This window comes from Paenibacillus sp. FSL M8-0228, assembly GCF_038007385.1.
Taxonomy (GTDB): Bacteria; Bacillota; Bacilli; order Paenibacillales; family Paenibacillaceae; genus Paenibacillus; species Paenibacillus polymyxa_D.
In genome coordinates, this window is the sequence record NZ_JBBOXA010000001.1 from 5,228,694 (window position 1) to 5,251,419 (window position 22,726).

19 protein-coding genes are annotated in these 22,726 nt (G+C 47.8%); 2 read left to right on the forward strand and 17 right to left on the reverse strand.

What is annotated here, in order from left to right:
• Positions 1-29: 29 nt before the first annotated feature.
• A complete protein-coding gene (locus tag MKY98_RS23685; protein ID WP_069010686.1) occupies positions 30-1,181 on the reverse strand; it encodes an S-layer homology domain-containing protein in 1,152 nt (383 codons plus the stop codon).
• A 265-nt stretch (positions 1,182-1,446) separates the two neighbouring features.
• Between MKY98_RS23685 and MKY98_RS23690 the strand changes: the two genes are divergently transcribed.
• On the forward strand, positions 1,447-2,235 hold the full coding sequence (locus MKY98_RS23690; protein ID WP_069010685.1) for an alpha/beta hydrolase: 789 nt from the start codon (positions 1,447-1,449) through the stop codon (positions 2,233-2,235).
• 78 nt (positions 2,236-2,313) lie between these two features.
• On the opposite strand, the gene MKY98_RS23695 is transcribed toward MKY98_RS23690, so the two are convergent.
• From MKY98_RS23695 to argC, 13 genes are all read right to left on the reverse strand, one after another.
• Entirely contained in the window at positions 2,314-3,948 is a 1,635-nt protein-coding gene (locus MKY98_RS23695; RefSeq protein ID WP_069010684.1) for a glycosyltransferase family 39 protein, read from the reverse strand.
• 103 nt (positions 3,949-4,051) lie between these two features.
• On the reverse strand, positions 4,052-5,653 hold the full coding sequence (locus MKY98_RS23700) for an ArnT family glycosyltransferase (protein WP_069010683.1): 1,602 nt from the start codon (positions 5,651-5,653) through the stop codon (positions 4,052-4,054).
• Positions 5,650-6,069, reverse strand: a complete 420-nt coding sequence (locus tag MKY98_RS23705) for a GtrA family protein (RefSeq protein ID WP_029514556.1) — start codon at positions 6,067-6,069, stop codon at positions 5,650-5,652. Before MKY98_RS23705 ends, MKY98_RS23700 begins: the two co-directional genes overlap by 4 nt.
• Positions 6,032-7,039, reverse strand: a complete 1,008-nt coding sequence (locus tag MKY98_RS23710) for a glycosyltransferase family 2 protein (protein ID WP_029514557.1) — start codon at positions 7,037-7,039, stop codon at positions 6,032-6,034. Before MKY98_RS23710 ends, MKY98_RS23705 begins: the two co-directional genes overlap by 38 nt.
• A gap of 23 nt (positions 7,040-7,062) precedes the next feature.
• A complete protein-coding gene (locus MKY98_RS23715) occupies positions 7,063-9,522 on the reverse strand; it encodes a glycosyltransferase family 2 protein (RefSeq protein ID WP_069010682.1) in 2,460 nt (819 codons plus the stop codon).
• On the reverse strand, positions 9,515-9,766 hold the full coding sequence (locus MKY98_RS23720) for a hypothetical protein (protein ID WP_029514559.1): 252 nt from the start codon (positions 9,764-9,766) through the stop codon (positions 9,515-9,517). Before MKY98_RS23720 ends, MKY98_RS23715 begins: the two co-directional genes overlap by 8 nt.
• 447 nt (positions 9,767-10,213) lie before the next feature.
• On the reverse strand, positions 10,214-11,626 hold the full coding sequence (gene argH / locus MKY98_RS23725; protein ID WP_069010681.1) for an argininosuccinate lyase: 1,413 nt from the start codon (positions 11,624-11,626) through the stop codon (positions 10,214-10,216).
• A gap of 86 nt (positions 11,627-11,712) precedes the next feature.
• Positions 11,713-12,948 (reverse strand): argininosuccinate synthase, encoded by a 1,236-nt coding sequence (locus MKY98_RS23730; RefSeq protein WP_069010680.1) that lies wholly within the window; start codon positions 12,946-12,948, stop codon positions 11,713-11,715.
• Between the two features lie 63 nt (positions 12,949-13,011).
• Positions 13,012-13,968: an ornithine carbamoyltransferase gene (gene argF / locus MKY98_RS23735; RefSeq protein ID WP_039271452.1), complete on the reverse strand. Its 957-nt coding sequence runs from the start codon at positions 13,966-13,968 to the stop codon at positions 13,012-13,014.
• 48 nt (positions 13,969-14,016) lie between these two features.
• Positions 14,017-15,279: an acetylornithine transaminase gene (locus MKY98_RS23740; protein WP_069010679.1), complete on the reverse strand. Its 1,263-nt coding sequence runs from the start codon at positions 15,277-15,279 to the stop codon at positions 14,017-14,019.
• A gap of 53 nt (positions 15,280-15,332) precedes the next feature.
• On the reverse strand, positions 15,333-16,172 hold the full coding sequence (gene argB / locus MKY98_RS23745; RefSeq protein WP_069010678.1) for an acetylglutamate kinase: 840 nt from the start codon (positions 16,170-16,172) through the stop codon (positions 15,333-15,335).
• 118 nt (positions 16,173-16,290) lie between these two features.
• Positions 16,291-17,517, reverse strand: coding sequence for a bifunctional glutamate N-acetyltransferase/amino-acid acetyltransferase ArgJ (gene argJ / locus MKY98_RS23750; protein ID WP_069010676.1), 1,227 nt, complete (start codon positions 17,515-17,517; stop codon positions 16,291-16,293).
• A 105-nt stretch (positions 17,518-17,622) separates the two neighbouring features.
• A complete protein-coding gene (gene argC / locus MKY98_RS23755; protein WP_069010674.1) occupies positions 17,623-18,672 on the reverse strand; it encodes an N-acetyl-gamma-glutamyl-phosphate reductase in 1,050 nt (349 codons plus the stop codon).
• 417 nt (positions 18,673-19,089) lie between these two features.
• Between argC and MKY98_RS23760 the strand changes: the two genes are divergently transcribed.
• Entirely contained in the window at positions 19,090-20,004 is a 915-nt protein-coding gene (locus tag MKY98_RS23760; RefSeq protein WP_069010672.1) for an SMP-30/gluconolactonase/LRE family protein, read from the forward strand.
• A 99-nt stretch (positions 20,005-20,103) separates the two neighbouring features.
• Here MKY98_RS23760 and MKY98_RS23765 read toward each other — a convergent pair whose 3' ends face one another.
• The 3 genes from MKY98_RS23765 to MKY98_RS23775 all read right to left on the reverse strand — a co-directional run bounded on the left by MKY98_RS23765 (position 20,104) and on the right by MKY98_RS23775 (position 22,501).
• Positions 20,104-21,003 (reverse strand): YitT family protein, encoded by a 900-nt coding sequence (locus MKY98_RS23765; RefSeq protein WP_069010671.1) that lies wholly within the window; start codon positions 21,001-21,003, stop codon positions 20,104-20,106.
• Positions 21,004-21,100: 97 nt separating this feature from the next.
• A protein-coding gene (gene prfB / locus MKY98_RS23770) for a peptide chain release factor 2 (RefSeq protein ID WP_141695457.1) occupies positions 21,101-22,214 on the reverse strand; the annotation gives its coding sequence in 2 pieces (ribosomal slippage) (positions 21,101-22,141 and positions 22,143-22,214; 1,113 coding nt in all).
• 152 nt (positions 22,215-22,366) lie between these two features.
• Complete coding sequence (locus tag MKY98_RS23775; RefSeq protein ID WP_280921432.1) at positions 22,367-22,501, reverse strand: hypothetical protein; 135 nt, start codon at positions 22,499-22,501, stop codon at positions 22,367-22,369.
• Positions 22,502-22,726 lie beyond the last annotated feature (225 nt).

The window sequence follows — 22,726 nt, forward strand, 5'->3', positions numbered from 1 at the left end:
CAGAATGAAAGGGGGATTTTAGCTATAAATTACTCGCTGCGTTTACCCAAAACAGAAATTTCTACAGGCTCACTTTCGTTACCGTCTGCATCTTTAGCTTTGATTACCAGTCTAACCGTTGCTTTTTGAGTAAGCACACTGATACTAAATGTGCCATCATCTTTGGCTACTGCACTACCGATAGGCAGTTCGTTGGAATAGGCGGTTACTGTGGAACCTGCTTTAGCTGTCCCCGTAATTGTACTTTCTCCGTCATACACATCGTTGACTTTCAGTACTCCCGTAGTTGCAACTGTGTCTGTAGTGCTATCTGTAGTCGTATCCGTAGTTGTGTCTGCATCTGTGTTGGTATCTATTGTTGTAGAGTTGTTCGTAGTCGTGCTATCTGTGCTGGTATTTGTGCTGCTATCTTCTGTTTCGCTGCCAGAAGTAGTCGACGTGTTACCATAAGTGGAATCTGTCACGTTGCTGTATGTGGAATCCGTTACCGTTCCACCAGGAGTCGTCGTCAGATTATCAACAGGGCTCAGGTTGTAGCCGGAAGCAGCGTCCAGAATAGCAATTGCCTCTGCACGAGTCAGCGACTTCAGTGGCTGAAATTTACCATCCGGATAACCGTTGATGATTTTTTGCTCCGCAGCTGCCGCTACACTTTTCTTTGCCCAAGATCCAATTTTGTCGGAGTCAATAAATTTAGTAACATCTGCTGCGTTACCCGCAGTGAGTCCAATAGCTTTGCCTACGATAGCCGCAGCCTCTTGACGTGTTACCTTACCATTTGGTTTGAGCTTGTTACCTGCATAGCCGCTTATGTAACCTGCATTCACGGCACTTGTCAGCTCGTTGTATGCCCAGTGAGAAGCTGGTACATCTGTGAACGTTCTGCCTCCATTACCGTTTACTTTTACACTGTCCGCATACGTTACGTCTGTCACAGCTGGAGTATCCTGCGTGAACGTACCCAAGCTGCGGTTCAGAAGAACAATAAATTCTGCACGTGTGATTGCCGCATCCGGTTTTACCGCGCCGTCCAATTGTCCTGTGGCTGACCAGCGTTGCACCTGATCTCCTGCCCAATGTCCATTTGTAGTTTGAGGAGCAGCTGCCGCTGCGCTGAATGCGCTAAGAATAAGACCTGTACTCAATACACCTGTAACTGTATTTCTTAACTTTTTTCCCATGCTATAAATTCCTCCTCTGATTGGATTCATCATTCTTTTTTAAACACTTTACCAGAAATCAAACCCAAATAACCCCCAAATTAAAAAAATCGTCCCATATAACCATACCCCCTCCTAATGTAGGATAAATAAGAAACGGGACTTAATACCTAGTCGCTCACTTGGATATGTATATTTAGACAGGCTAAGGTATACTGAATGAATACTCAGTCATATGCTGAACACCGCAATGAGGTCACAAACCCCTAGGAAAAGAGGTCTTCTTATGGCTCTTATTCAATGTCAGTTTTATTCGGAAGTTCTTGGTCTGAGCACATCCATGAATGTTATTCTTCCTCAGGCAACCCGTTCACAAATTGGACTAGAGGGCAAGCAAGGAACCGGGTCACATCCGACGCTGTATTTGCTGCATGGCCTATCGGACGATGATTCAACCTGGTTGCGTCGAACCTCCATTGAACGCTATGTGGCCTCATTGGGCCTGGCTGTCGTTATGCCCCAAGTACATCGGAGTTTCTATACGAATATGGAGCAAGGAGCGGCTTATTGGAGCTTTATCAGTGAAGAATTGCCGGCTTTGGCACGTTCATTCTTTCCTCTATCCGACAAGCGTGAGGATAATTTTGTAGCCGGACTTTCTATGGGTGGATATGGTGCTTTCAAACTGGCACTCCAGCATCCAGAGCGGTTTGCAGCCGCTGCCAGTCTTTCGGGAGTCATGGATTTACACGCATCACGCACCGATCCTATGCAAAATGCGATGAGTCCAGCGGAATGGCTTAACATTTTTGGGCCAGATGAAATACGCGGAACAGATCACGACTTGCTAGAGTTGCTACAACGTCATGCTGCCTTGGGGACCTCACTCCCCCGACTCTACCAATGCTGCGGTACGGAGGATTTCTTATATAAGGGGAATCAGACTTTTCGTGAAACATGTAGTACCGTCGGGGTTCCGCTGACCTACGAAGAAGGTCCTGGAGCGCATGAATGGGGATACTGGGACGCGAAAATTCAGGATGTTCTGGCATGGCTACCGCTCAAAGAGCACTAAACAGGTTAAAAAAATCCCCGTAGCTTCTCTCATCGCACCATGGCGAAGGGATAGGCTCGGGGATTTATTATATGCACATTAGGGATTTGTTGTGGTCTCCGTTGATGGAGATTCTTTAGTTAGTGACTTAGGCAGTACTTTATACAGGCGCCACTCGCCATTAAACTCACGTTCAAGCTGAACCCATGGGGCACCATGTTCATATAAGTTCGGATATACCATATTGATCTTACTCAGTGGCATGCCTGACATGATCTTAGGTACAAGGATATAATCCACATGGTGATCCTGCGGATAACTTAATGCCTTATTGAACGAATAATCGCTGGTGATCAGGAAGCGTTTAGGATGTTGGCTGTAAACAATCATGGTGTAGGCTGAAGCCGAATCGGTCATAATGGTAGACTTCGGCAGATGCTCATCCAACCAAACGGCAATCCTACGATCTGACTCCTGTCTCACATAGTTCACATTACCTGTCCGTGTGAGAAAGCTGTTCTCATCCGGTGCAATATCCGGGCGAGTCAACGCATAGGAAAGTAATCCAGCGGTAAGCAGCAGACTGACGGATACCAGGCCAAAGGCTGCCCTCCGCCATCGTCCCTGAAGCTGGCTCAACTCATAAGGCAACCAGGCTATGGTAATTGGGAATACATACATAAAATAACGAAACCATCCATACGAAGATTGCTTCATCATAAGTAAAAACTGCAATCCCGGCACTGATAGGAACAGCAGCAAAATAATCAGGGTTCCCCATCGGAACAAGCGTCCACTCAACAGACGAATGAACAGAATAGCCAACAACGGTACCGAATACCAAAGTGTTTTGGAAGCAATAAATTTCAAGGCTACCAGCGGATTGGAGAAAATCTCTACAAACTTATCATCATTCAGCAGCTCTGCCGATTGGGCCGTGTTAGAATACTCCGAATTCAGGAAGTAAAAAGCATTCCCCATAATGAGATAGTTAAAGAAAATCCATAACAGCCCGGAAAAGACCACGGGGAGCAGAAGCAGTAACCACGTTGCCTCGACCTTGTGCAGTTTTTCTCGCAAGGCCAGCTCGCGTCTGCCCATGTTTCGATGGAGAAACAAAACCGCCAAGACCACGCCACCTGCCATTGCCACGCCCAGAGGAACCGCTTCATAACGAGTCCAGAACGCCATGGCAAGCGCTAATCCAGAAACAATCAGACTTGCCGTCATGCGATCCTTGAGCCACAATGCAAACTCAATCACCGTCATCATAATGAAATATATGTATAGCGAATCACTCAGCCCATTGGCACCAAACAGTAAAATAAACGGATTCAGTGCATACAACAAAGCCAGCAGCAAGCTCATACTAGAGCTAAGCCCTGTTCTGACACCCGCCCGATATAGCAACATAGCGGTCAAAGCAGAAAAGGTAGCACTCAAAATAATAGCAGCCAATCCATAGGTGGCTAATGCCGGAAAGATTGGATACAGCAGTAGAATCACCATTTCCAGAAGACTGGGTAGTGGATTCCAGATAAATCCGATGGCGCCCAGATGCGGGTCGCGGCTGTACAGCACGTAAAATGCGTTAGCTACGCGACTGAGCGCGTCTGTGTGCATATATCCCAGAACATAGCTGAAATAGATGCCCGCAGAAAGTTCCAATGCAAGTATAAATACAAACAGACCTATAGCCATCCATCTGCTTGCAGACCATTTGCGAAAGGACATTCCTCTCGTTCCCCCTCAAACTTCTTGCGGTGATACAGCTGTAGCCCACTCACACCCTACAGCTGTATTCTTCCCTCCGCTACGATGCACTAAAATATAATAATTATTTCGATTCTTCATGCTCTATTTTGTACAGTCGCCACTGCCCGTCAAAGTCATGTACCAACGAGGCCCACGGCGCTCCCTTTTCGAATAAATCAGGATAGCTCCGGTTTACCTGATCCAGCGGTACCCCATCCACCAAGCGCGTGACCAAGACATAATCCACCTTGGAAGCAGGCAGATCTATTAAAGATTCCCCAAAATCATAATCACTCGTAATCATAAACTTCTTCGGAATTTTGCTGCTCAAAATGATCGGATAGGCGGCATAAGAATCTGTCAAAATAAGAGATGAACCATAATACTCATCCAGCCACGGCGCTATTTTCCGCTCAATAATTTGACGTTCGTAGCTTTCATTACCACTATGCGTCAAATAGCTGTGTTCATCTGCTGCAATCGCGGGGTTCGTCAGTGCGTAGGATAACAAGCCTGCTGTTACCAACATCCCTGCCGTTACCAGTGAGATTCCGATCCCCCGCATTTTCCCCTTCAACAGACTAAGCTCATACGGCAGCCAAGCAACCGTAATCGGGAATACATACATAAAATATCGGAACCAGCCAAACGAAGAATGCTTAAACATCAGTAAAAGCTGAAGCCCGGGTACCGATAAAAAGATTGCTAATAGCGTAAGCGTGCTCCAACTCCACAGACGTTTGTCCAATAGGCGTATAAGCAAAATGGAAATTAACGGAGCCGCATACCATAAGGTTCGTTGCCCGACAAACTTTAGCATCAGCACAGGGTGAGCAAACATTTCTACAAAGCGCTGATCCTCTAACAAAGCCGCTGATTGTGTGGAATTGGAATATTGCGAGCGTAAAAAGTAAAGCGGGTCGCCCATGATAATCCAGTTAAAAAAGAGCCACAGCAAACCGGAAAAGACAAGCGGCAGCAACAATAGAAGCCATGTCGCTTCTACCTTGTACAGGCGCTCTTTTAAAGACAATTGCGTTCTAACGCTCTCTCTGTTTGTACGCCACCGATGCAGAAAAAAGATCGTCAGCAATACACCCAAAGCCATCGCAACGCCAAGCGGAACCGCTTCATAGCGCACCCAAAAAGCGAGTGCAAGTGCAAAACCGGATACGATCAAATTCGCCGCCTTGCGATCCTTCAACCACATACAAAATCGACTCACTGTCAACAGGATGAAAAAGATATATGGCGAGTCACTTAAGCCGTTGAAGCCAAACAGAAACATAAATGGATTCAGTGAAAATAATAGCGCAATCAGCAAGCTGGTTGCACCGTGAAGCCCCAACTGTTTGCCCGTCGCATACAATAATGCCGCGCTCGCCCCTGCAAACAGGCTGCTCACAATCACTGCCGCCAGCCCGTGGGAAGCGAGTACTGGAAATAAAGGATAAAACAACAGCACGATCAGTTCCATCAAACTGGGCAGCGGATTCCATACAAACCCGATAGCACCCAAGTGTGGATCACGACTGTATAGCACATAAAATGCATTAGCCACTCGACTAAGCGCATCGGTATGCATATAGCCAAGATGCCATGCAAAATACACACCCACCGCCAGTTCAAGAGCAGCAATAAAAGCAAACAATGACAGCAATTTTCCGTGTTTTCTTAAAATCATGAAACCTCTTTCTGACGCTGTTGCGGAACGGAGAAGATCCAGTAGCGGTTCCAGAAATAATTATGAACAGGCACGATGATGGTAGTTAGTACTTCACCGATCAGATACGACCAACCGATCCAGTGAATGGTCACGTACATCAGGGCGGCATTTAAGAGTAAGCCACAGGTACAGACCAATAAATATTTAAGAAACTGGGTGCGGCTTCCCTCACCGGTAGGCTCGAACGTCCAGTTTCGGTTCAGCACATAGGAAACGAGCAGCGTAACCACGAATCCTATTGTAGTAGCCATTACTGCAGGTACCGTAAACAGCTCCACCAGCAGCACAAGTACACCAACATGGATACCTGTACCCAGCAGTCCTACAATACCGTATTTAATGATTGGATACTTTAGATATGAACGTCTGATCATGTTGATTAAACTCCCTGTCCACCCACAATCGGTCAGCATTCGCCCGTTTATCTGCTATCAGATAGCGAGGTCTAGCTTTGACTTCGTGATATATGGCGGCAATATATTCTCCTACTACTCCGATCGACAGCATGAGTACACTGCCGATAATCAAGAGCAGCAAAATGACAGTGGTAAAACCGGTCACAGCGTCACCCATTAATTTACGCATTAAGGTCTGAATCCCCAATACGACTGAAATCAGCATAAAAATGAGGCCCATTAGACTTACAACCCGCAATGGTACTGTCGAAAACGAAACGATCGCTTCTGCTGCCAGTCGAGTCAGCCCTAACGGACTCCAGCGGCTTGGACCCTCTTCGCGTGGAGCCACTCGGAAAGAAATCTGGGTTTTACGGAAACCGAGCCAGGCCGTCATTCCGCGAAAAAACGGCATCCGCTCTGGCATCGCCATCCAGGCATCCACCACTCGTCGATCCAGTAGCTTATAATCGGAGGCATCCTTGAGATTAAAGCCCGTCAAGCGGTTCAAGGTCGCGTAGAACAAAGAAGCTCCAAGCTTTTTGCCCACCGACTCTTCTCCCCGGAATTCTTTCACACATTCGACCAAATCATAACCTTCATTTTGCCATAAACGCACCATTTCTCCAATCATCTCAGGAGGGTGCTGCAAATCACCGTCCATGACAATGATTGCATCGCCAGAGGCATTTTCCAGACCTGCGCACAACGCCAGTTCCTTACCGAAGTTCCGACTCAACCGGAGCGCGAGCAAAGAGGGCATTCGATGGGATAATTCAGACAATTTAAGCCACGTATCGTCCTTGGAACCATCATCTACAATGATGAGTTCATAGCGTGAGGTGACAACAGACAGTACCCCATCAATCACCTTAAGCGAACGCTCAAGATGCGAGCTTTCATTGTACATGGGAATGACGACGGATAAAAAAGGTGTTTTTGTCTCCATTCTTGCTCCTTCTTTCTTCATATTCAGGAGGACTGTGCCGGGGTATCATCCAAGTCGTGCATATCGGTCAGACCATGTGTCGTCTTTTCCCAATAGAACGGCTTGGTAATGAGCTGCCAAGCTGCTTTCACCGCAGCTATACTCATTAGTACCCAATATAACGGCGAGAGTAGCCCATATTTGACCATCGCGTATGAAAATGTTCGTTCACCGCGCTCTTCCAGTTCCCCGATGACCCAATACATTCCGGCCACGTTACTGAATACGAACAGAAAGTTACCGATATAAAATTCCGCGCTGGCCAGGTAATACACATATCCCGGGAACAGCTTGGGAATAAAGGACAATTCCCAGCCAAACCATAAAATAAGCAAGCCCCAAAAAATCGGATTCAGCAACGGCAACATTGGAGTTGCCAAAATCATCACCTGAAAGCCGAAAAAACCTTTCCAGCCCACTTCGCGCACCAGCTTCACCGGATTGCGCATATGAACCAGCCACGTCTGCATATACCCCTTGATCCAGCGTGACCGCTGACGAATCCAGTTGCCCACACGGCTGTTAGCTTCCTCCCATGTGCGGGAATCGACAATAGCAGTTTTGTAGCCGCCTTTATACAGACGTATGCCCAGATCGGCATCCTCGGTTACATTATAGGGGTCCCACGCATTAATATCTTTCAATACAGATACCCGAAAATGATTGGATGTGCCACCTAAAGGAATTGGGGTATCTAACTGCATAATACCCGGCAGCAGTAGCTCGAACCACATACTGTATTCTTGAGTGAACCAGCGGGTCAGCAAATTTTGTGTACTATTAAAATAGTTGAGCTTCGCCTGAATACACGCATAATGCTCAGGGAGTGAATCGAACGCTGCAATGACCTTTTTAAGCTGATCAGCGTCGGGACGATCCTCAGCATCGTAAATCACGACAAACTCGCCACGTGCCCGAATAAGTCCATAATTACATGCCTTCGGCTTGGTTTTCGGCAAACCGTCTGGAACGACCAGTGTCGTGTAATAGGCCGGCAGCTTCATTTCCCGAAGTAGCTCGATCGTCTCAATGTCATCCTCTTCAATCAGCAGCCGCACGTCCAGCTTGGACTTGGGATAATCCAGCTGCTCCAAATTTCGCAACAACATCGGAAGCACGCCCGCTTCCTTATACATAGGTACAAGAATGGTATAGATCGGCAGTTTCTTTTCATCCATGGCGTCAACCTCTTCCTTCGTAAAACGAAGCTGCGCCCCACGCCGGGAACCAAGATAAATAATGCCAAATTTAAATAGCGTCATCGCAAAATAAAACAGCTGAATCATCATATTGATGATCAACACCGTTTTCCAACTGTTCCAGAAGAGACCGAGCAGTGTAATCATACCCATGGCTGCGAACACCCAAAGTTGTCCCTTTGTAAAAGTCGTCCGCGCCGAATTGTGCGGTTCTTTTTCCAACAGCCCGGTCGTGCTCTCCTGCATCATTTCTTCACCGTAGATTTTACCCCAGAGCTGCTCCATCTCTTCCTTCGTAGCAAGCACCTGCTCTACCGGCATACCCAGAATTTCCTCCAGCTTCAAGCGTCGCTCTTCTGGCAGCGGATCGCTGACCGCCACAATATATCGGTTCATATATTGATGGATAACGACCACGCCATAAGCCATTGCCACTTGCTCGGGTAGTTTGTACGCCGCATCCAGCGCGAGTTCCTCACCAATACGCCCGATCCGGTTCTGTGTAGCAATCGCGCGGTACAAATCCGCAGGTTCCAGCATTTGCAATGACAGCAAGATGTCGCCCAGCAGCCCGCCGCTCTTCGCCTGGAACTCCAGTGCGCGTTCCAGTTGTTCCGGCAATATATAACCGGAACGAACCAGCATATCGCCTAGGCGCTCCTTGGACTCGTCGCCGCCAACCTGTTCCTGTAGCTGCTCGGCTGTAATGAAGCCCATTTCTACAAGAATATCGCCCAGCCTACCACCGTAGCGCTTCTGGTTGCGGATGGCATCTGTCAGCTGATCGCGGGTGATCATCCCGTTCTCCACCAGTTGATCCCCCAGACGGGCCTTGCCGTTTCGGCCGCTCCGCGTTCCTGTTGCGGCCTCTTCGCCTTCCGTACCAGGGATACTGGAAGCAGTGACCATAGCAGCTCCTGCTGCTGTCTGTTCCTGGCCAGATGCATATTGGACTTGAGCCTCCTGCGCCTGTCCATCCTGTATCCCTTCATCCAGCAATTGTTCCACAGCTGCTGCTGTATCATTGGCGTTCCGTATAGCCTCGATACGAAGTTCTGTATCCTGAAGTCGCCGTTCCAACTCTTCGATATGAAAATCAAGCTTGTACAGCACCGGAGCCTGCTCTGCCCGCTGAGCCTCTAGCTGTTGTTGCAGTTGTTCGATTCGCTGACGCTCTTCTTTTATTCTTCTCTTGGTTTGGCGAATTGAAACTCCTCCAACCTGCCACCTAAGCTTGTCACCCATGAATTCCCGCCCTTTCAATCCAGCGCCGCTCTTCCGCAAGCGCATCTGCAAGCAGCTGCTTTAACTCCGCATCCCGCTGCTTTTTCCGTTCCAGCGCCGCGTGAAAAAGTTCCCGCTCCTCGCGCAGTAACTCCTCCGCTTGTATCCGTTCCTCATGCAATGAAGATATCAGTTGATCGGCTTCAGAAGCGCGATAACCGATCCAAGCGCTCTTTAACTGACGCGCCGTCCTTTTAGTTCTCATAATACCTCCCTGAATCATCCCGACTCTGCCTTTTGCTACGTCACTACTTTAAAGCATATACATGCCGTTCTCCCAAAACCAGGACATACCTCTATTCTCATTCAAGCCCTTCATTTACACATTTATGAAATTCACTTGACCAAAAGAGCCCCTAGTAACTTGACATTTATTTATTGAATATAGTTCTTGTCCTATTGAATTGGTAATTCAATGAAAAACTTAGTGCTATTCTACCATAATCACCGTAGACGTAGTATACAAAAATGTAAATTCTAGAAACTTTCACACTAGTGTAGTAATAGGTATTTGGAACTATGAATTAATGCCCCAAAAAGCACAAAAGACACCGCGAACGGTGCCTTAGAATCTTTGATTGCTAATTCCTTAAAATTTGATTTTACACAGTATACCGCTACTGTGCAAGAGAATAATATCTTTCTTTACTGATTAATTTTTCGGCTTGTGCCCTTCAAACCATGTTGATGTATTCGCCAGGAGCTGTTCACTGCGCCCAATGGCTGCCTGTACCTGACCGGTAGCGGTTCCACCATATACATTCCGTGCATTCACTACCGCTTCCGGTTGAAGTACCTCATAGATACGCTCATCAAACAGATCCGAAAACTGCTGAAATTCGTCCAGTGTGAGATCAAGCAAATATTTTCCATGCTGGATGCAATACAGTACGGTTTTGCCAATGACCTCATGCGCCTGACGGAACGGAAGCCCTTTGCCGACCAAGAAGTCCGCAATATCCGTTGCATTGGAGAAGTCCTGGTTGACCGCTTGACGCATGCGATCCTTGTTCACCTTCATCGTGGCGATCATCGGTGCGAACAGTTGCAAGGCTCCTTCCAGCGTGGCAACGGTATCGAACATCCCTTCCTTGTCTTCCTGCATGTCCTTGTTGTATGCCAGCGGCAAGGATTTCAATACAGTCAACAAGCCCACGAGGTTTCCATAGACACGTCCGGTTTTACCACGTACCAACTCCGGTACGTCCGGATTTTTCTTCTGCGGCATAATGCTGCTGCCTGTACAAAAAGCATCATCCAGCTCGACAAAACCAAACTCCGTGCTGCTCCATAGCACCAATTCTTCGCTCAGACGAGACAAATGCGTCATAATCAGCGAGGCGCCAGCCAGGAACTCTACGATAAAATCCCGATCGCTGACGGCATCGAGGCTATTTTCATATACGCCATCAAATCCCAGTTGCTCGGCTACAAAATGACGGTCGATCGGAAAAGTGGTCCCGGCCAAAGCACCCGCGCCAAGCGGCAACACGTTAATCCGCTTGTAGCTGTCTTTGAGTCGGTCAATATCACGCTCCAGCATAGACACATACGCCAGCAGATGATGTGCAAATAAAATAGGCTGCGCACGCTGCAAGTGTGTGTATCCAGGTACAATCGTGTCCAGATTATCCTTTGCTTGGCCGATTAATGCAGATTGTACATCATGCAGCATACCCACCAGCGATACCACACGTCCACGCAAATACAAGTGCATATCCGTTGCTACCTGATCGTTACGGCTACGCCCAGTGTGTAGTTTACCCCCCACTGGACCAATAGCCTCGATTAGATTTTTTTCGATATTCATGTGAATATCCTCATCCGAAACGGAAAATTCAATTTCCCCACGGCGGATACGCTCCAGAACGGTGTGCAGTCCTTCCTTGATCGTGTCTGCATCCTCCTGCGGAATAATTCCACATTTTCCTAGCATGGCCACATGAGCCAAACTGCCTTGAATATCTTCTTCCGCCAACGCCTGATCAAACCCGATAGAAGCCGTATATTCCTCTACCAGCTTGTTCGTTTGCTTCGTAAACCGTCCGCCCCATAGCTTACTCATTGTATGATCCCCTCTCTGCAATACAAGCCGCCCTCGTCGTTTGGACAAGAACGGCCCGCATCCCGTACATTTTTTAGGTTACATCATTATTTATGATTTTGTGTTACACCCGCGTTAACCTTCAAACGCAGAGCATTCAAGCGGATAAAGCCTGTTGCATCGCCTTGATCGTAGGCTTGTGTCGGATCGGCTTCCATGGTCGCAATGTCCGGATTGTACAAGCTAACCGGACTTTTAACGCCTGCGCCGATAATGTTGCCTTTGTACAGCTTCACGCGCACGGTACCACTAACATTTTTCTGACTCTCATGAACCAGAGCCTGCAAAGCGACACGTTCCGGTGCGAACCAAAAACCGTTGTAAACCAAGGTAGCATAACGGGTAATCAGACTATCACGCAGATTCATAACCTCGCGATCCATCGTGATGGATTCCATTTTGCGGTGAGCTGTGAACAGGATCGTACCGCCCGGCGTCTCATAGACTCCCCGACTTTTCATACCAACAAAACGGTTTTCCACCATATCCACGCGTCCGATACCATGCTTGCCGCCGAGCTCATTCAGTTTTTCCATCACTTGCAATGGACTAAGCTGTTCTCCGTTCAAAGCGATGCAGTTACCTGCTTCAAATTCCAACTCCAAATATTCTGCTTCATCAGGAGCGTCCTCAGGCGCGTTACTGAGCAAGAACATTTCTTTATTTTCAGGAGCACTTGGATCAAACCAAGGGTCCTCCAGCACGCCGCTTTCATAGCTGATATGCAGCAGATTACGGTCCATGGAGTATGGCTTGGCTGCAGAAGCAGTTACCGGAATGTCGTGTTTTTCCGCATAGGCAATCATTTCTGCACGGCCCGGGAACTGATTGCGGAACTCTTCCAGCCGCCAAGGTGCAATCACCTTGATATCCGGCGTCAACGCCGCCGCGTTCAGCTCGAAGCGTACCTGATCGTTACCTTTGCCTGTTGCCCCGTGAGCAATGGCTGTTGCTCCCTCGGCAATCGCAATATCGACCATCCGCTTAGCGATCAATGGACGTGCAATACTCGTTCCGAGCAAATATTGTCCTTCATATAAGGCACCCGCCTGAAACATCGGATAGATAAAATCCTTGGCGAATTCATCACGCAGATCATCAATGTACACTTTGGAAGCCCCTGTAGCGAGTGCTTTTTCCTCCAAACCGTCCAGTTCTTCTTTTTGACCAATATCTGCGGTGAAAGCTATGATTTCAGCATCATAAGTTTCTTTGAGCCATTTCAGAATAACCGACGTATCCAGACCGCCGGAATATGCGAGTACGATTTTTTCTTTTGCCATTGTTAAAGTCCTCCCCGAATGCTTCTAGCCTTTATCTTCTTTACCTATCAATACCTATCAATCTTATGCCATTAAAGCAACTAACAGCGCTTTTTGCGCATGCAGACGATTTTCTGCTTCATCAAAGATGACCGAATTCGGACCATCGATTACGCCTGCGCTCACTTCTTCCCCACGATGCGCAGGGAGACAATGCAGGAATAAATAATCCGGCTTTGCCAGCTTGACCAGCTCTTCATTCACCTGAAAGTCGGCAAAAGCAAGCTCCCGCTCCTTCTGCTCTTCCTCAAACCCCATGCTCGCCCACACATCTGTGTAGATCGCATCCGCATCTTGTACTGCTTCCTGCGGACTTTGGGTTATAACGATCTCACTACCTGTCTGTTTGGCAATTTCACGGGAAGCTGCGACCACACTCGGGTTAGGCTCGTATCCAGCTGGACTTGCAATGGAGACATGCACTCCGAGCTTCGCTCCACCAATCAAGAGAGAATGCGCCATATTGTTGCCGTCTCCGATATAAGCCAATTTGAGCCCTTTTAGCTTGCCCTTTTGCTCATACAAGGTTTGATAATCAGCTAGCACTTGGCACGGATGCGCCAAATCACTCAATCCATTGATCACAGGAACGGATGCATAACGTGCCAACTCTACCACATTATCGTGCCCAAAGGTACGAATCATAATGCCATCCAGATACCGTGACATGACTTGGGCCATGTCGCTAATCGGTTCGCCGCGTCCCAGCTGGATGTCATTTTTGCTGAGGAAAAGAGCATGCCCGCCCAATTGATACATACCGACTTCAAAAGATACCCGTGTACGTGTAGAGGATTTCTCGAAAATCAGTCCGAGCGTTTTCCCTTTTAGCGGCTGATAGGTTTCCCCGTTTTTATGCTTACGCTTAATTTCAACAGCGAGATCAATTAAATACTGGATTTCCTCTGGCGAGTAATCGTCCAGCTCCAGGAAGTCCCGCCCTTTCAAATTCATCTGCTGCAGTGCGCCGCCCTGGCTCATGCTATCGTCTCCTTTTACACTCTAGTCTAGGATAATTTAACCTTTACACTAAGCCACATGCTCCCGAATCAATTCAGCAATCCATGTTACAGCCTGATCTATTTCGTTTTTCGTTACATACAAGTTAGGCAACAGACGAATCACGTTCGGTCCTGCTGTAATGAACAGAATGCCCTTCTTCTGTCCTGCCAAAACAAGCTCCGCTACCGGTTCTACACACTCAATGCCGACCATCAGACCTTTTCCACGGATATCCTTTACAAAAGGACTATCTCCAAGCTGCTTTTGCAGACTATGGAAGAGGTAATCTCCCATCTCAGCTGCACGTTCTGGCAGCTTGTCATCAATAATCGTTTCAATAGTAGCTTGAACCGCTGCCATAGCAAGTGGCGTACCTCCAAAGGTAGAACCATGACTGCCCGCTGTGAACGCTTCACGCAAATATCCTTTACCTAGCATCGCACCCACAGAGAACCCACTGCCCAGTCCTTTCGCCAATGTAAAGATATCCGGCTCTATACCATAATGCTCAAAGGAAAACAGCTTGCCCGTCCGGCCCATACCTGTTTGCACCTCATCAATGATCAGCAGCAAACCATGCTCGCGGCATAGCTTTGTGATCACATCTACGAAAGCAGGGTCTACCGGATACATGCCGCCTTCGGCCTGCACCATTTCCAGCATAATTGCCGCTGTATTCTCATTGATGGCTGCTTCGAGCGCAGCCTGATCATGAAGCGGAACGCTTTTGAATCCGGCGGGAAGCGGTAAAAAGCCTTCTTTCACTTTGTCCTGACCCGTAGCGGTCAAGGTTGCCAGCGTCCGTCCGTGAAAGGATTGCGTGAACGTAATAATTTCGTAGCGACCGGTCTGCTTTACCTTCTGGTGGTAACGACGTGCCAGCTTAATTGCAGCTTCGTTGGCTTCGGCCCCGCTGTTGCAGAAGAACACGGCATCTGCGCTGCTATTTGCTGTCAGCAAGGCAGCTGCCCGTTCCTGCCCCGGTATATGAAACAGATTGGATACATGCCACAATTCATCGATCTGTTTTTTCAATCGTTCAGCTACTGCTTGAGGCGCATGGCCCAGATTAGTAACGGCGATGCCTGACATGAAATCCAGATAACGCTTGCCCTGATCGTCCCACAGCCAGCTTCCTTGCCCTTTCACCAGTGTAAGCGGGTATCTTGCGTAGTTTGGAAAAAGAGAGCTATTTGTCTGCGCTTTTGCTGACACCTTTTCCGTTTGCACTTCGCTTCCATCCGTACTTGGCATTTCCTCGCTCACCAGCGTATTCGGTTCCTTACTCATTATGTTCACGCTCCTTTATCGTTTGGTTATATAGGTCGAGCTATATATTACAATTACTGCATACGCACAATGCGTGTTCCAATCGATTCTCCGCCTAGCACACGACTTAGTACCTGCGGTTCGCTACCGTTCACAATGACGACTTCCTTCACTTTGCCGTGGATACAGGCAATAGCCGCTCTCACTTTCGGGATCATACCCCCATATATTTCACCTGTGCTGATCATATCCTCAATTTCCTGTACGGTGATAGAGTCCAGCACTTTCTTTTCTCCGCCATACTTCTTCAATATGCCTGGTACATCTGTAACGACGATCATCCGACTGACCCCCAGATGAGAGGCTACCGCACCCGCCGCCGTATCCGCATTAATGTTGTAACGCTGACCAGATCGATCAATCCCGATGGGGGCAATAACAGGCATATAGTCCATATCCAGGACACCTGTAATAATCGAGGCTTGAACAGATGTTACCTCTCCGACCCAACCGACCTCAGCAGCATTCGACACAGGCTTGGCTTCGATTAAATAACCATCACTACCTGACAACCCCAACGCTCGGCCCCCATGCAGTCCTATTCTACGTACAATCTGCTTGTTAATGCTACCCGCCAGTACCATCTCCACGACATCCAGCACGGGTTCGGTCGTTTTGCGTAATCCATGAATGAACTCTGTTTCGATCCCCAGCTTCGCCAAGTTGTCGGAGATCGCAGGGCCACCGCCATGTACAATGACAGGTTGAAGACCTTCCGACTGCAAACTCGCCAAATCTTCAAAAAAGGAATCAGGTAACGCAGCCAGCGTACTTCCTCCGCATTTCATCACAAAATTACGACGTGCCACTCCCGCATGATTCGCTTGATCCGCGTGTTCCACTGCCGATTGCATATCATCTCTCCTTTTCTTCTCCGCATATCCGTGCAATTTTTAAATGATGCTGGACTTATATCCGCTCTTTGCTTCTATTAACTACTATCCTTATTCAATCCGTATTTTATTCGGGTATCTATGTCCGATAAGCTGCGTTAATCCGCACATAATCATAGGTTAGGTCACAGCCCCATGCTGTAGCGGTTCCGTCTCCGTGATGCAAATCAACAATAATTTGCACCGTATCTCCCCGCAAATAGGCTAGCGCCTCTTCTTCATCAAAAGCGACCGGACTTGATTGGCTTAGCACAACAATATCACCCAAGCGAATATCTACCGTTTCTGGATTAACTGGCTCTCCAGCACGCCCTACGGCCGCAATAATCCGTCCCCAATTCGCATCCGCTCCGAAGACGGCTGACTTGACCAGACTAGACCCAACCACCGTCTTGGCTATCGCTTGAGCGGACGCATCGCTTACCGCTCCGCTTACAGACACCTCTACTAGCTTCGTAGCACCCTCTCCATCGCGAGCAATTGCCTTCGCCAGTTCTCGGCAGATATAGGTGAACGCCTCGGCAAAAGCGTCCCAATCGGGATGCCCTACGTGCAGTTCACGGTTGCCAGCCAGCCCACTTGCCATAGCAATCAGCATATCGTTCGTGCTCGTATCCCCATCCACCGTAATCATATTAAAGCTGGTATCCGTTGCCTGCTTTAATAGTTGATGAAGCGCCGTCTGTCCGATTACTGCATCACAGGTCATAAAAGCGAGCATCGTTGCCATATTCGGATGTATCATGCCCGATCCCTTGGCCGCCCCGGCGATGTGCACGGTCACACCGTCCACTTCAACCGCCACACATGCTTCCTTTTTAACCAAGTCCGTTGTCAGAATGGCTTGGGTAAATTGCTCTGCTCCATCGTTTGCCCCGTTCATACGGTCAGGTAAGGAGGATATACCTTCAAGCACACAATCCATTTTCAAATGCTCGCCGATCACGCCTGTCGAGGCGACGGCTACATTGCTCTCAGCAACACCCAGTTCATGAGCCGCAGCCGAACGCATAGCGTAAGCATCCTGCTCTCCTTGTTGTCCCGTGCAGGCATTGGCGTTTCCGCTGTTCACCACTACTGCCTGCAATCGACCATCTGCCAAGCTCTCGCGGGTCACCTTCAGCGGTGCAGCCTGAAACACATTGGTGGTGTACACCGCAGCAGCTGTCGCTTCTACCTCACAACGAATCGCGCCCATATCGTTGCGGTTCGAATTTTTTAGCCCGCAGTGTAATCCTCCGGCTGTAAAACCACGCGGAGTTACGATGTTACCCCCGTTTACTACTGTAAACTCTACTTTGCCCATAATTATGTGCCCTCGTTCGCAACATATTCGATGAATGACAGCTGTTTGTATTCCAAATTCCCGCTCGCTGCCGTTATCCGTATCCATGTTGCAGTTACTTGCTACTTACGGATATACCGGTATGAAGCCTAGCCCGAGGTTCTCCTCCCATCCCATCATCAAATTTAAATTCTGAATCGCCTGCCCAGCGGCACCCTTCACAACATTATCAATGACAGAAATAATCGTAAGACGCCCGGTTCGGGCATCTGCTGCAAAACCAATGTCACAGTAATTCGAACCCATTACTTCCTTCGTTGCTGGCCATATACCCTCGCCACGTACACGGACAAAAGGATGGCCTTTATAATAATCCCGGTATAACCCGATAAGATCTTGATCTGTATGCTCACCCTTCAGCGTGACATAAATCGTACTCATAATTCCTCGGGTCATAGGAACAAGTTGTGTTGTAAACGTAATCGTAACGTCCTCGCCCGCAATATCGCCCAGTACCTGTTCGATCTCAGGGATGTGCTGGTGCTTATTCACCTTATAAGCCTTAAAATTCTCGTTCATTTCCGCATAGTGCGAAACGAGGCTTGTTCCCCTACCCGAGCCGGATACACCGGATTTGGCATCCACAATCAGCGACCGATGGTCGATCCAATCCGCTTTCAGCGCAGGAATAATCCCCAGTAATGTTGCAGTCGGATAACAGCCTGGATTTGAAATAAAAGAAACGCCCGCCAGCTTTTCTGCATACACCTCACTGAGTCCGTATACCGCTTGCTTGAGATATTCGGGTGAAGCTGCAGGCTTTTTATACCATGCTTCATACGTTTCCCCGCTTCGAAGCCTGAAGTCCCCGGAAAGATCAATGACCTTCAGTCCGACATCAAGAAGCTGCGGCACTAACTTGGTACTAACGCCCGATGGCGTAGCAGTGAAAACCAGATCGGCCTTAGCAGCAATTTCGTGGACTTCGACACCGTCCAAATCCTGCACCACAATGTCCGTCAGATGTGGAAATCCGTCACTGATTGGGACACCCGCGCTGGACGAAGAAATAACAGATACAATCTCTACTTGCGGATGATGAACCAAAAAACGAATCAGCTCCACCCCGCCATACCCGGTGGAACCGACAATTGCCACTTTTAACTTGCTGCTCACAGACCTTCCTCCATTCCGTTCGTATGAAATATGTATTATTATACGACTCTATTTATATAAATACAACACCTCATGTCATGTTATTCCCCCTAATTTAAAATATGCGCTCTTGTCTATTCTTTTGACGGACAAGCTGTACGAGCTATAATAAAGGGAATAAAAAATAGACAGCGAACTTTTTGAATAAAGCTTGCCACTTTGCATAAAGAATAAGGGGGATATTCCCTTTACATGATCTCACTTATTGGAGTTCATCTCGATTGGTCATTTGCTGCACTTTATGGACTTGTTGAACATGAAGGGAGTACATGTAGCACTACATACAAGAGGAAATCACATGGGCTGCATCTAGTGAATCTGCTCAGAGGAACCGCTGAAGCGAATAATTGGGGTCGAAAATAAACCTATACGTTAGGGGTGTTACAGATCGAAACATATACAGCGAATATCGTTATAGATGCAAAAGCAAAGTTAGGCGAGGGTCCCAGCTGGGATCAGCGGTTTCAACGTTTATTTTGGGTCGATATTAAAGGCTTTCAATTGCATATCTACGATCCTTTTACATGCACAGATCGTACAATAAATGTTGGTGAACATATTGGTGCAGTTGTACCTTATCTCAAAAATAAAGTGATCGTAGCGCTGATTAGCGGTCTATATTGTTTAGATATTGAGACAGGGGCCAAAGTATTAATTCATGATCCTGAGGAAGGTAGACTAGGTAATCGTTTTAATGATGGAAAATGCGATCCTGCCGGACGTTTTTTAGCAGGAACCATGAGTCTAAATGGCGAACATGCGCAAGGAGCATTGTATAGTCTGAGCACAAAAGGCAAGGTCTCCTTACTGGTTGATAAAGCTTCCATATCTAATGGATTAGCCTGGAGCGCAGATCATCGTACAATGTATTACATTGATACTCCAACATTGGAGGTCGTCTCCTTTGATTACGATGTGGCACAAGGCACTATTAGGAATAAGCAACTGGTGGCTAGATTGGATGAAAGTGAAGGGTATCCAGATGGCATGACAATCGATGCAGAGGGCATGTTGTGGGTCGCGAGATGGGGTGGTAAACGTGTCTCCCGTATCCATCCTGCTCATGGAGAAGTAATTGCTGAGGTATCACTTCCCGTCAATTGTGTGACTTCGTGCGCTTTTGGCGGTGAACAGCTGGATGAGTTATATATTACGACTGCTCAAGATGATGATAGTGCCGATCAACCCTTAGCAGGCGGCCTATTTATGGTCAAGACAGGGGTAAAAGGAACGCCTACCTCGTATTTTAATCAAGGACAAACGGCAAATTGGCTTGAACGATTGGTAAAATGAATCTAGTAAAGCATGCTGAAGAGAGAAGAGCCTACTATATTAGTGGGCTCTCCTGCATGGATTCAGTTAAGAGCATGCCTCCAGAAGGCCCTCTTTGTTTCAGCTTTCCTTCTTAAACCCTTCACCCAATACCTCACGAGTATTACTTATTATCACAAAAGCTTCCGGGTCTACCAAGCGGACGAGCGTTTTAAGGCGAGTTACCTCGTTTTGTCCGACTACAACCATAAGCACAGGACGTTCTTCGTTCGTGTAACCGCCCCGTCCTGCCAGCTCTGTCAATCCTCGGTCCAAATCCTGCAAAATAGCCTGCGTGATCGTTTCTTTCTGATTGGATATGATGTAAGCCACTTTGGAGTAGCCCAATCCCATTTCCACGGCATCAATGACCTTGCCCGTTACAAACAAGCCGATCAACGCGTACAACGCCCGTTCTGGCGAGAGGGTAAAACCAGCCAGTGTAATCACCGTGCCATCCATCAACATGACACAGAGAGAAAGACTAAAACCCGTATATTTTTGAATAATCTGCGCCAAAATAGCCAGTCCACCCGTCGAGCCCCTGCCCCGAAACACGGTACCCAAACCCAACCCTACTCCGATTCCACCATATAGCGAAGCCAGCAACGGATTGGTTGTCGGAACTGCCCAGTCCTTCGTAACATAAACGAATAGCGGCAGCATAATACTTCCCAGCAAAGAACGCAAACCGTATTTTTTCCCTAACAGCAGGACCCCTGCTATAAATAACGGAATATTCATTCCCCACTGCGTATAGGCTGGTTCCAGGCCAAACAGCTCCTCGCCCAAGATAGACAAGCCCGATACCCCCCCGGATGCAATCCGGTTTGGGAGCAAGAACATGTTAAAGGTCAGCGCTGTAATGAAAGAGCCGAGTATAATCAGCAAAATATCGGTCACGTTGCGTGCGGGTCCGCTGGCGGCAATCAGAGGCTTGCGTCGTCTTCGGCGAGCAGCGGGAGGATTCAATTGAGGCATCATTCGTGTTCTCCTTTAATTAAAAAATACCGTTACACAAAAATTCCTACAGTCTGCAGGCACATGGTCTGCGGACTGTAGGAAAACGTACAGGCTATTATTCTGCGTCCAGCTTAATTTGGCTGCGCAGGTAACCATCGATGAAGGGATCGAGATCGCCATCCATGACAGCCCCTACGTTGCCAGTTTCCACGCTAGTACGGTGATCCTTAACCATGCTGTATGGATGGAACACGTAGGAGCGAATTTGGCTGCCCCATGCAATATCGGACTGTTCTCCGCGGATTTCATCCAAATGCTGACGCTGCTCTTCGATCTTACGCTCGTAGAGCTTGGAACGGAGCATCGTCATGGCACGCTCTCGGTTCTTGATCTGGGAGCGTTCATTTTGACAGGTCACGACAATACCGGAAGGTAAATGCGTAATCCGAACGGCTGAATCGGTCGTATTAATATGCTGACCGCCCGCACCACTGGCCCGGTACGTATCAATTTTAAGATCTTCCGTGCGGATCTCAACGTCCACATCATCCGCAATTTCAGGCACCACATCACAGGATACGAACGATGTATGCCGACGGCCGGAGGAATCAAATGGAGAGATACGAACAAGCCGATGCACGCCTTTCTCCGCTTTCAAATAGCCATAGGCATTATAACCTTTGATCAAAAGTGTTACACTCTTAATTCCTGCTTCATCACCCGCTAGATAATCCAGGGTCTCTACCTTAAAGCCCCGTTTTTCAGCCCAGCGAGTATACATCCGTAGCAACATTTGTCCCCAGTCTTGGGACTCCGTTCCGCCTGCTCCCGGATGCAACTCCAGGATGGCATTAAGTTTGTCATACGGCTGATTCAAAAGCAATTGCAACTCAAACTCCTGAAGCTTGCTCAGCAGAGAACTGACACTATTCTCGATTTCTCCAGCCAGTGTTTCATCGCCTTCCTCATCAGCCAGCTCAGCCATCATGCCGGCATCTTCGTATTCCTGACGAAGCTGTTCATAGCTGTCTACTGAAGACTTAACAGCGTTCATTTCTGCAATTACACCTTGGGCTTTATCATTATCATCCCAAAAGTCAGGTGCAGCCATCTTTACTTCAAAGTTTGCGATCATTTCCTGTTTGAGATCTAAGTCAAAGAGACCCCCTAAGGTTTGTTAGTTTCTTGCCTATTTCTCGCAAATCATGCTTTACACTTGGATCAATCATGCTGTCATTCTCCTTTTAATATATGGTTAGGGGAAGTAAAAGCGTTGTGAGTTACGGCTGGGTGAAGAGACGCTGCGCGAATGATTTGATCTTACGATCGCTGTTGCAGCGAGATGCCCTTGATTGGATTAACACATTCAAAGGTGGGCATCTCACTGCAAAGGCGAACGCTGACGCTTCTCCAGATTCAAATCCTTCACTTCGCTACCGACCGCCGTAAAGTCAAACGACTTATAGATAATCGGCTCAGGTATGTGAGCCGAGTCAAGAGCTGAATTAACTGACAAGCAAGCTAAGACCCGCTTGCTTGTCATAATTATAGAAATAGGGACAATCTTCTCAAGAAAAAAATATTCAAACTGATCCTCCAACAAAAACACTATAAGCTGAAAACATCAGTGCATCCCCTGTATGGCACAAAATGGCCGACGGTCAGTGGTTGAACTGCCGCCTGCCATTATATGCACTGCAGGGAATAGTGTATCTCAAGACTCTCCCTTAATTTCAATCCG

Excerpts from the sequence above, each read along its gene's own strand:
- MKY98_RS23685 (WP_069010686.1), bottom strand. The coding sequence starts at position 1,181 with ATGGGAAAAAAGTTAAGAAATACAGTTACAGGTGTATTGAGTACAGGT.
- MKY98_RS23690 (WP_069010685.1), top strand. The coding sequence starts at position 1,447 with ATGGCTCTTATTCAATGTCAGTTTTATTCGGAAGTTCTTGGTCTGAGC.
- MKY98_RS23695 (WP_069010684.1), bottom strand. The coding sequence starts at position 3,948 with ATGTCCTTTCGCAAATGGTCTGCAAGCAGATGGATGGCTATAGGTCTG.
- MKY98_RS23700 (WP_069010683.1), bottom strand. The coding sequence starts at position 5,653 with ATGATTTTAAGAAAACACGGAAAATTGCTGTCATTGTTTGCTTTTATT.
- MKY98_RS23705 (WP_029514556.1), bottom strand. The coding sequence starts at position 6,069 with ATGATCAGACGTTCATATCTAAAGTATCCAATCATTAAATACGGTATT.
- MKY98_RS23710 (WP_029514557.1), bottom strand. The coding sequence starts at position 7,039 with ATGGAGACAAAAACACCTTTTTTATCCGTCGTCATTCCCATGTACAAT.
- MKY98_RS23715 (WP_069010682.1), bottom strand. The coding sequence starts at position 9,522 with ATGGGTGACAAGCTTAGGTGGCAGGTTGGAGGAGTTTCAATTCGCCAA.
- MKY98_RS23720 (WP_029514559.1), bottom strand. The coding sequence starts at position 9,766 with ATGAGAACTAAAAGGACGGCGCGTCAGTTAAAGAGCGCTTGGATCGGT.
- argH (WP_069010681.1), bottom strand. The coding sequence starts at position 11,626 with ATGAGTAAGCTATGGGGCGGACGGTTTACGAAGCAAACGAACAAGCTG.
- MKY98_RS23730 (WP_069010680.1), bottom strand. The coding sequence starts at position 12,948 with ATGGCAAAAGAAAAAATCGTACTCGCATATTCCGGCGGTCTGGATACG.
- argF (WP_039271452.1), bottom strand. The coding sequence starts at position 13,968 with ATGAGCCAGGGCGGCGCACTGCAGCAGATGAATTTGAAAGGGCGGGAC.
- MKY98_RS23740 (WP_069010679.1), bottom strand. The coding sequence starts at position 15,279 with ATGAGTAAGGAACCGAATACGCTGGTGAGCGAGGAAATGCCAAGTACG.
- argB (WP_069010678.1), bottom strand. The coding sequence starts at position 16,172 with ATGCAATCGGCAGTGGAACACGCGGATCAAGCGAATCATGCGGGAGTG.
- argJ (WP_069010676.1), bottom strand. The coding sequence starts at position 17,517 with ATGGGCAAAGTAGAGTTTACAGTAGTAAACGGGGGTAACATCGTAACT.
- MKY98_RS23765 (WP_069010671.1), bottom strand. The coding sequence starts at position 21,003 with ATGCCTCAATTGAATCCTCCCGCTGCTCGCCGAAGACGACGCAAGCCT.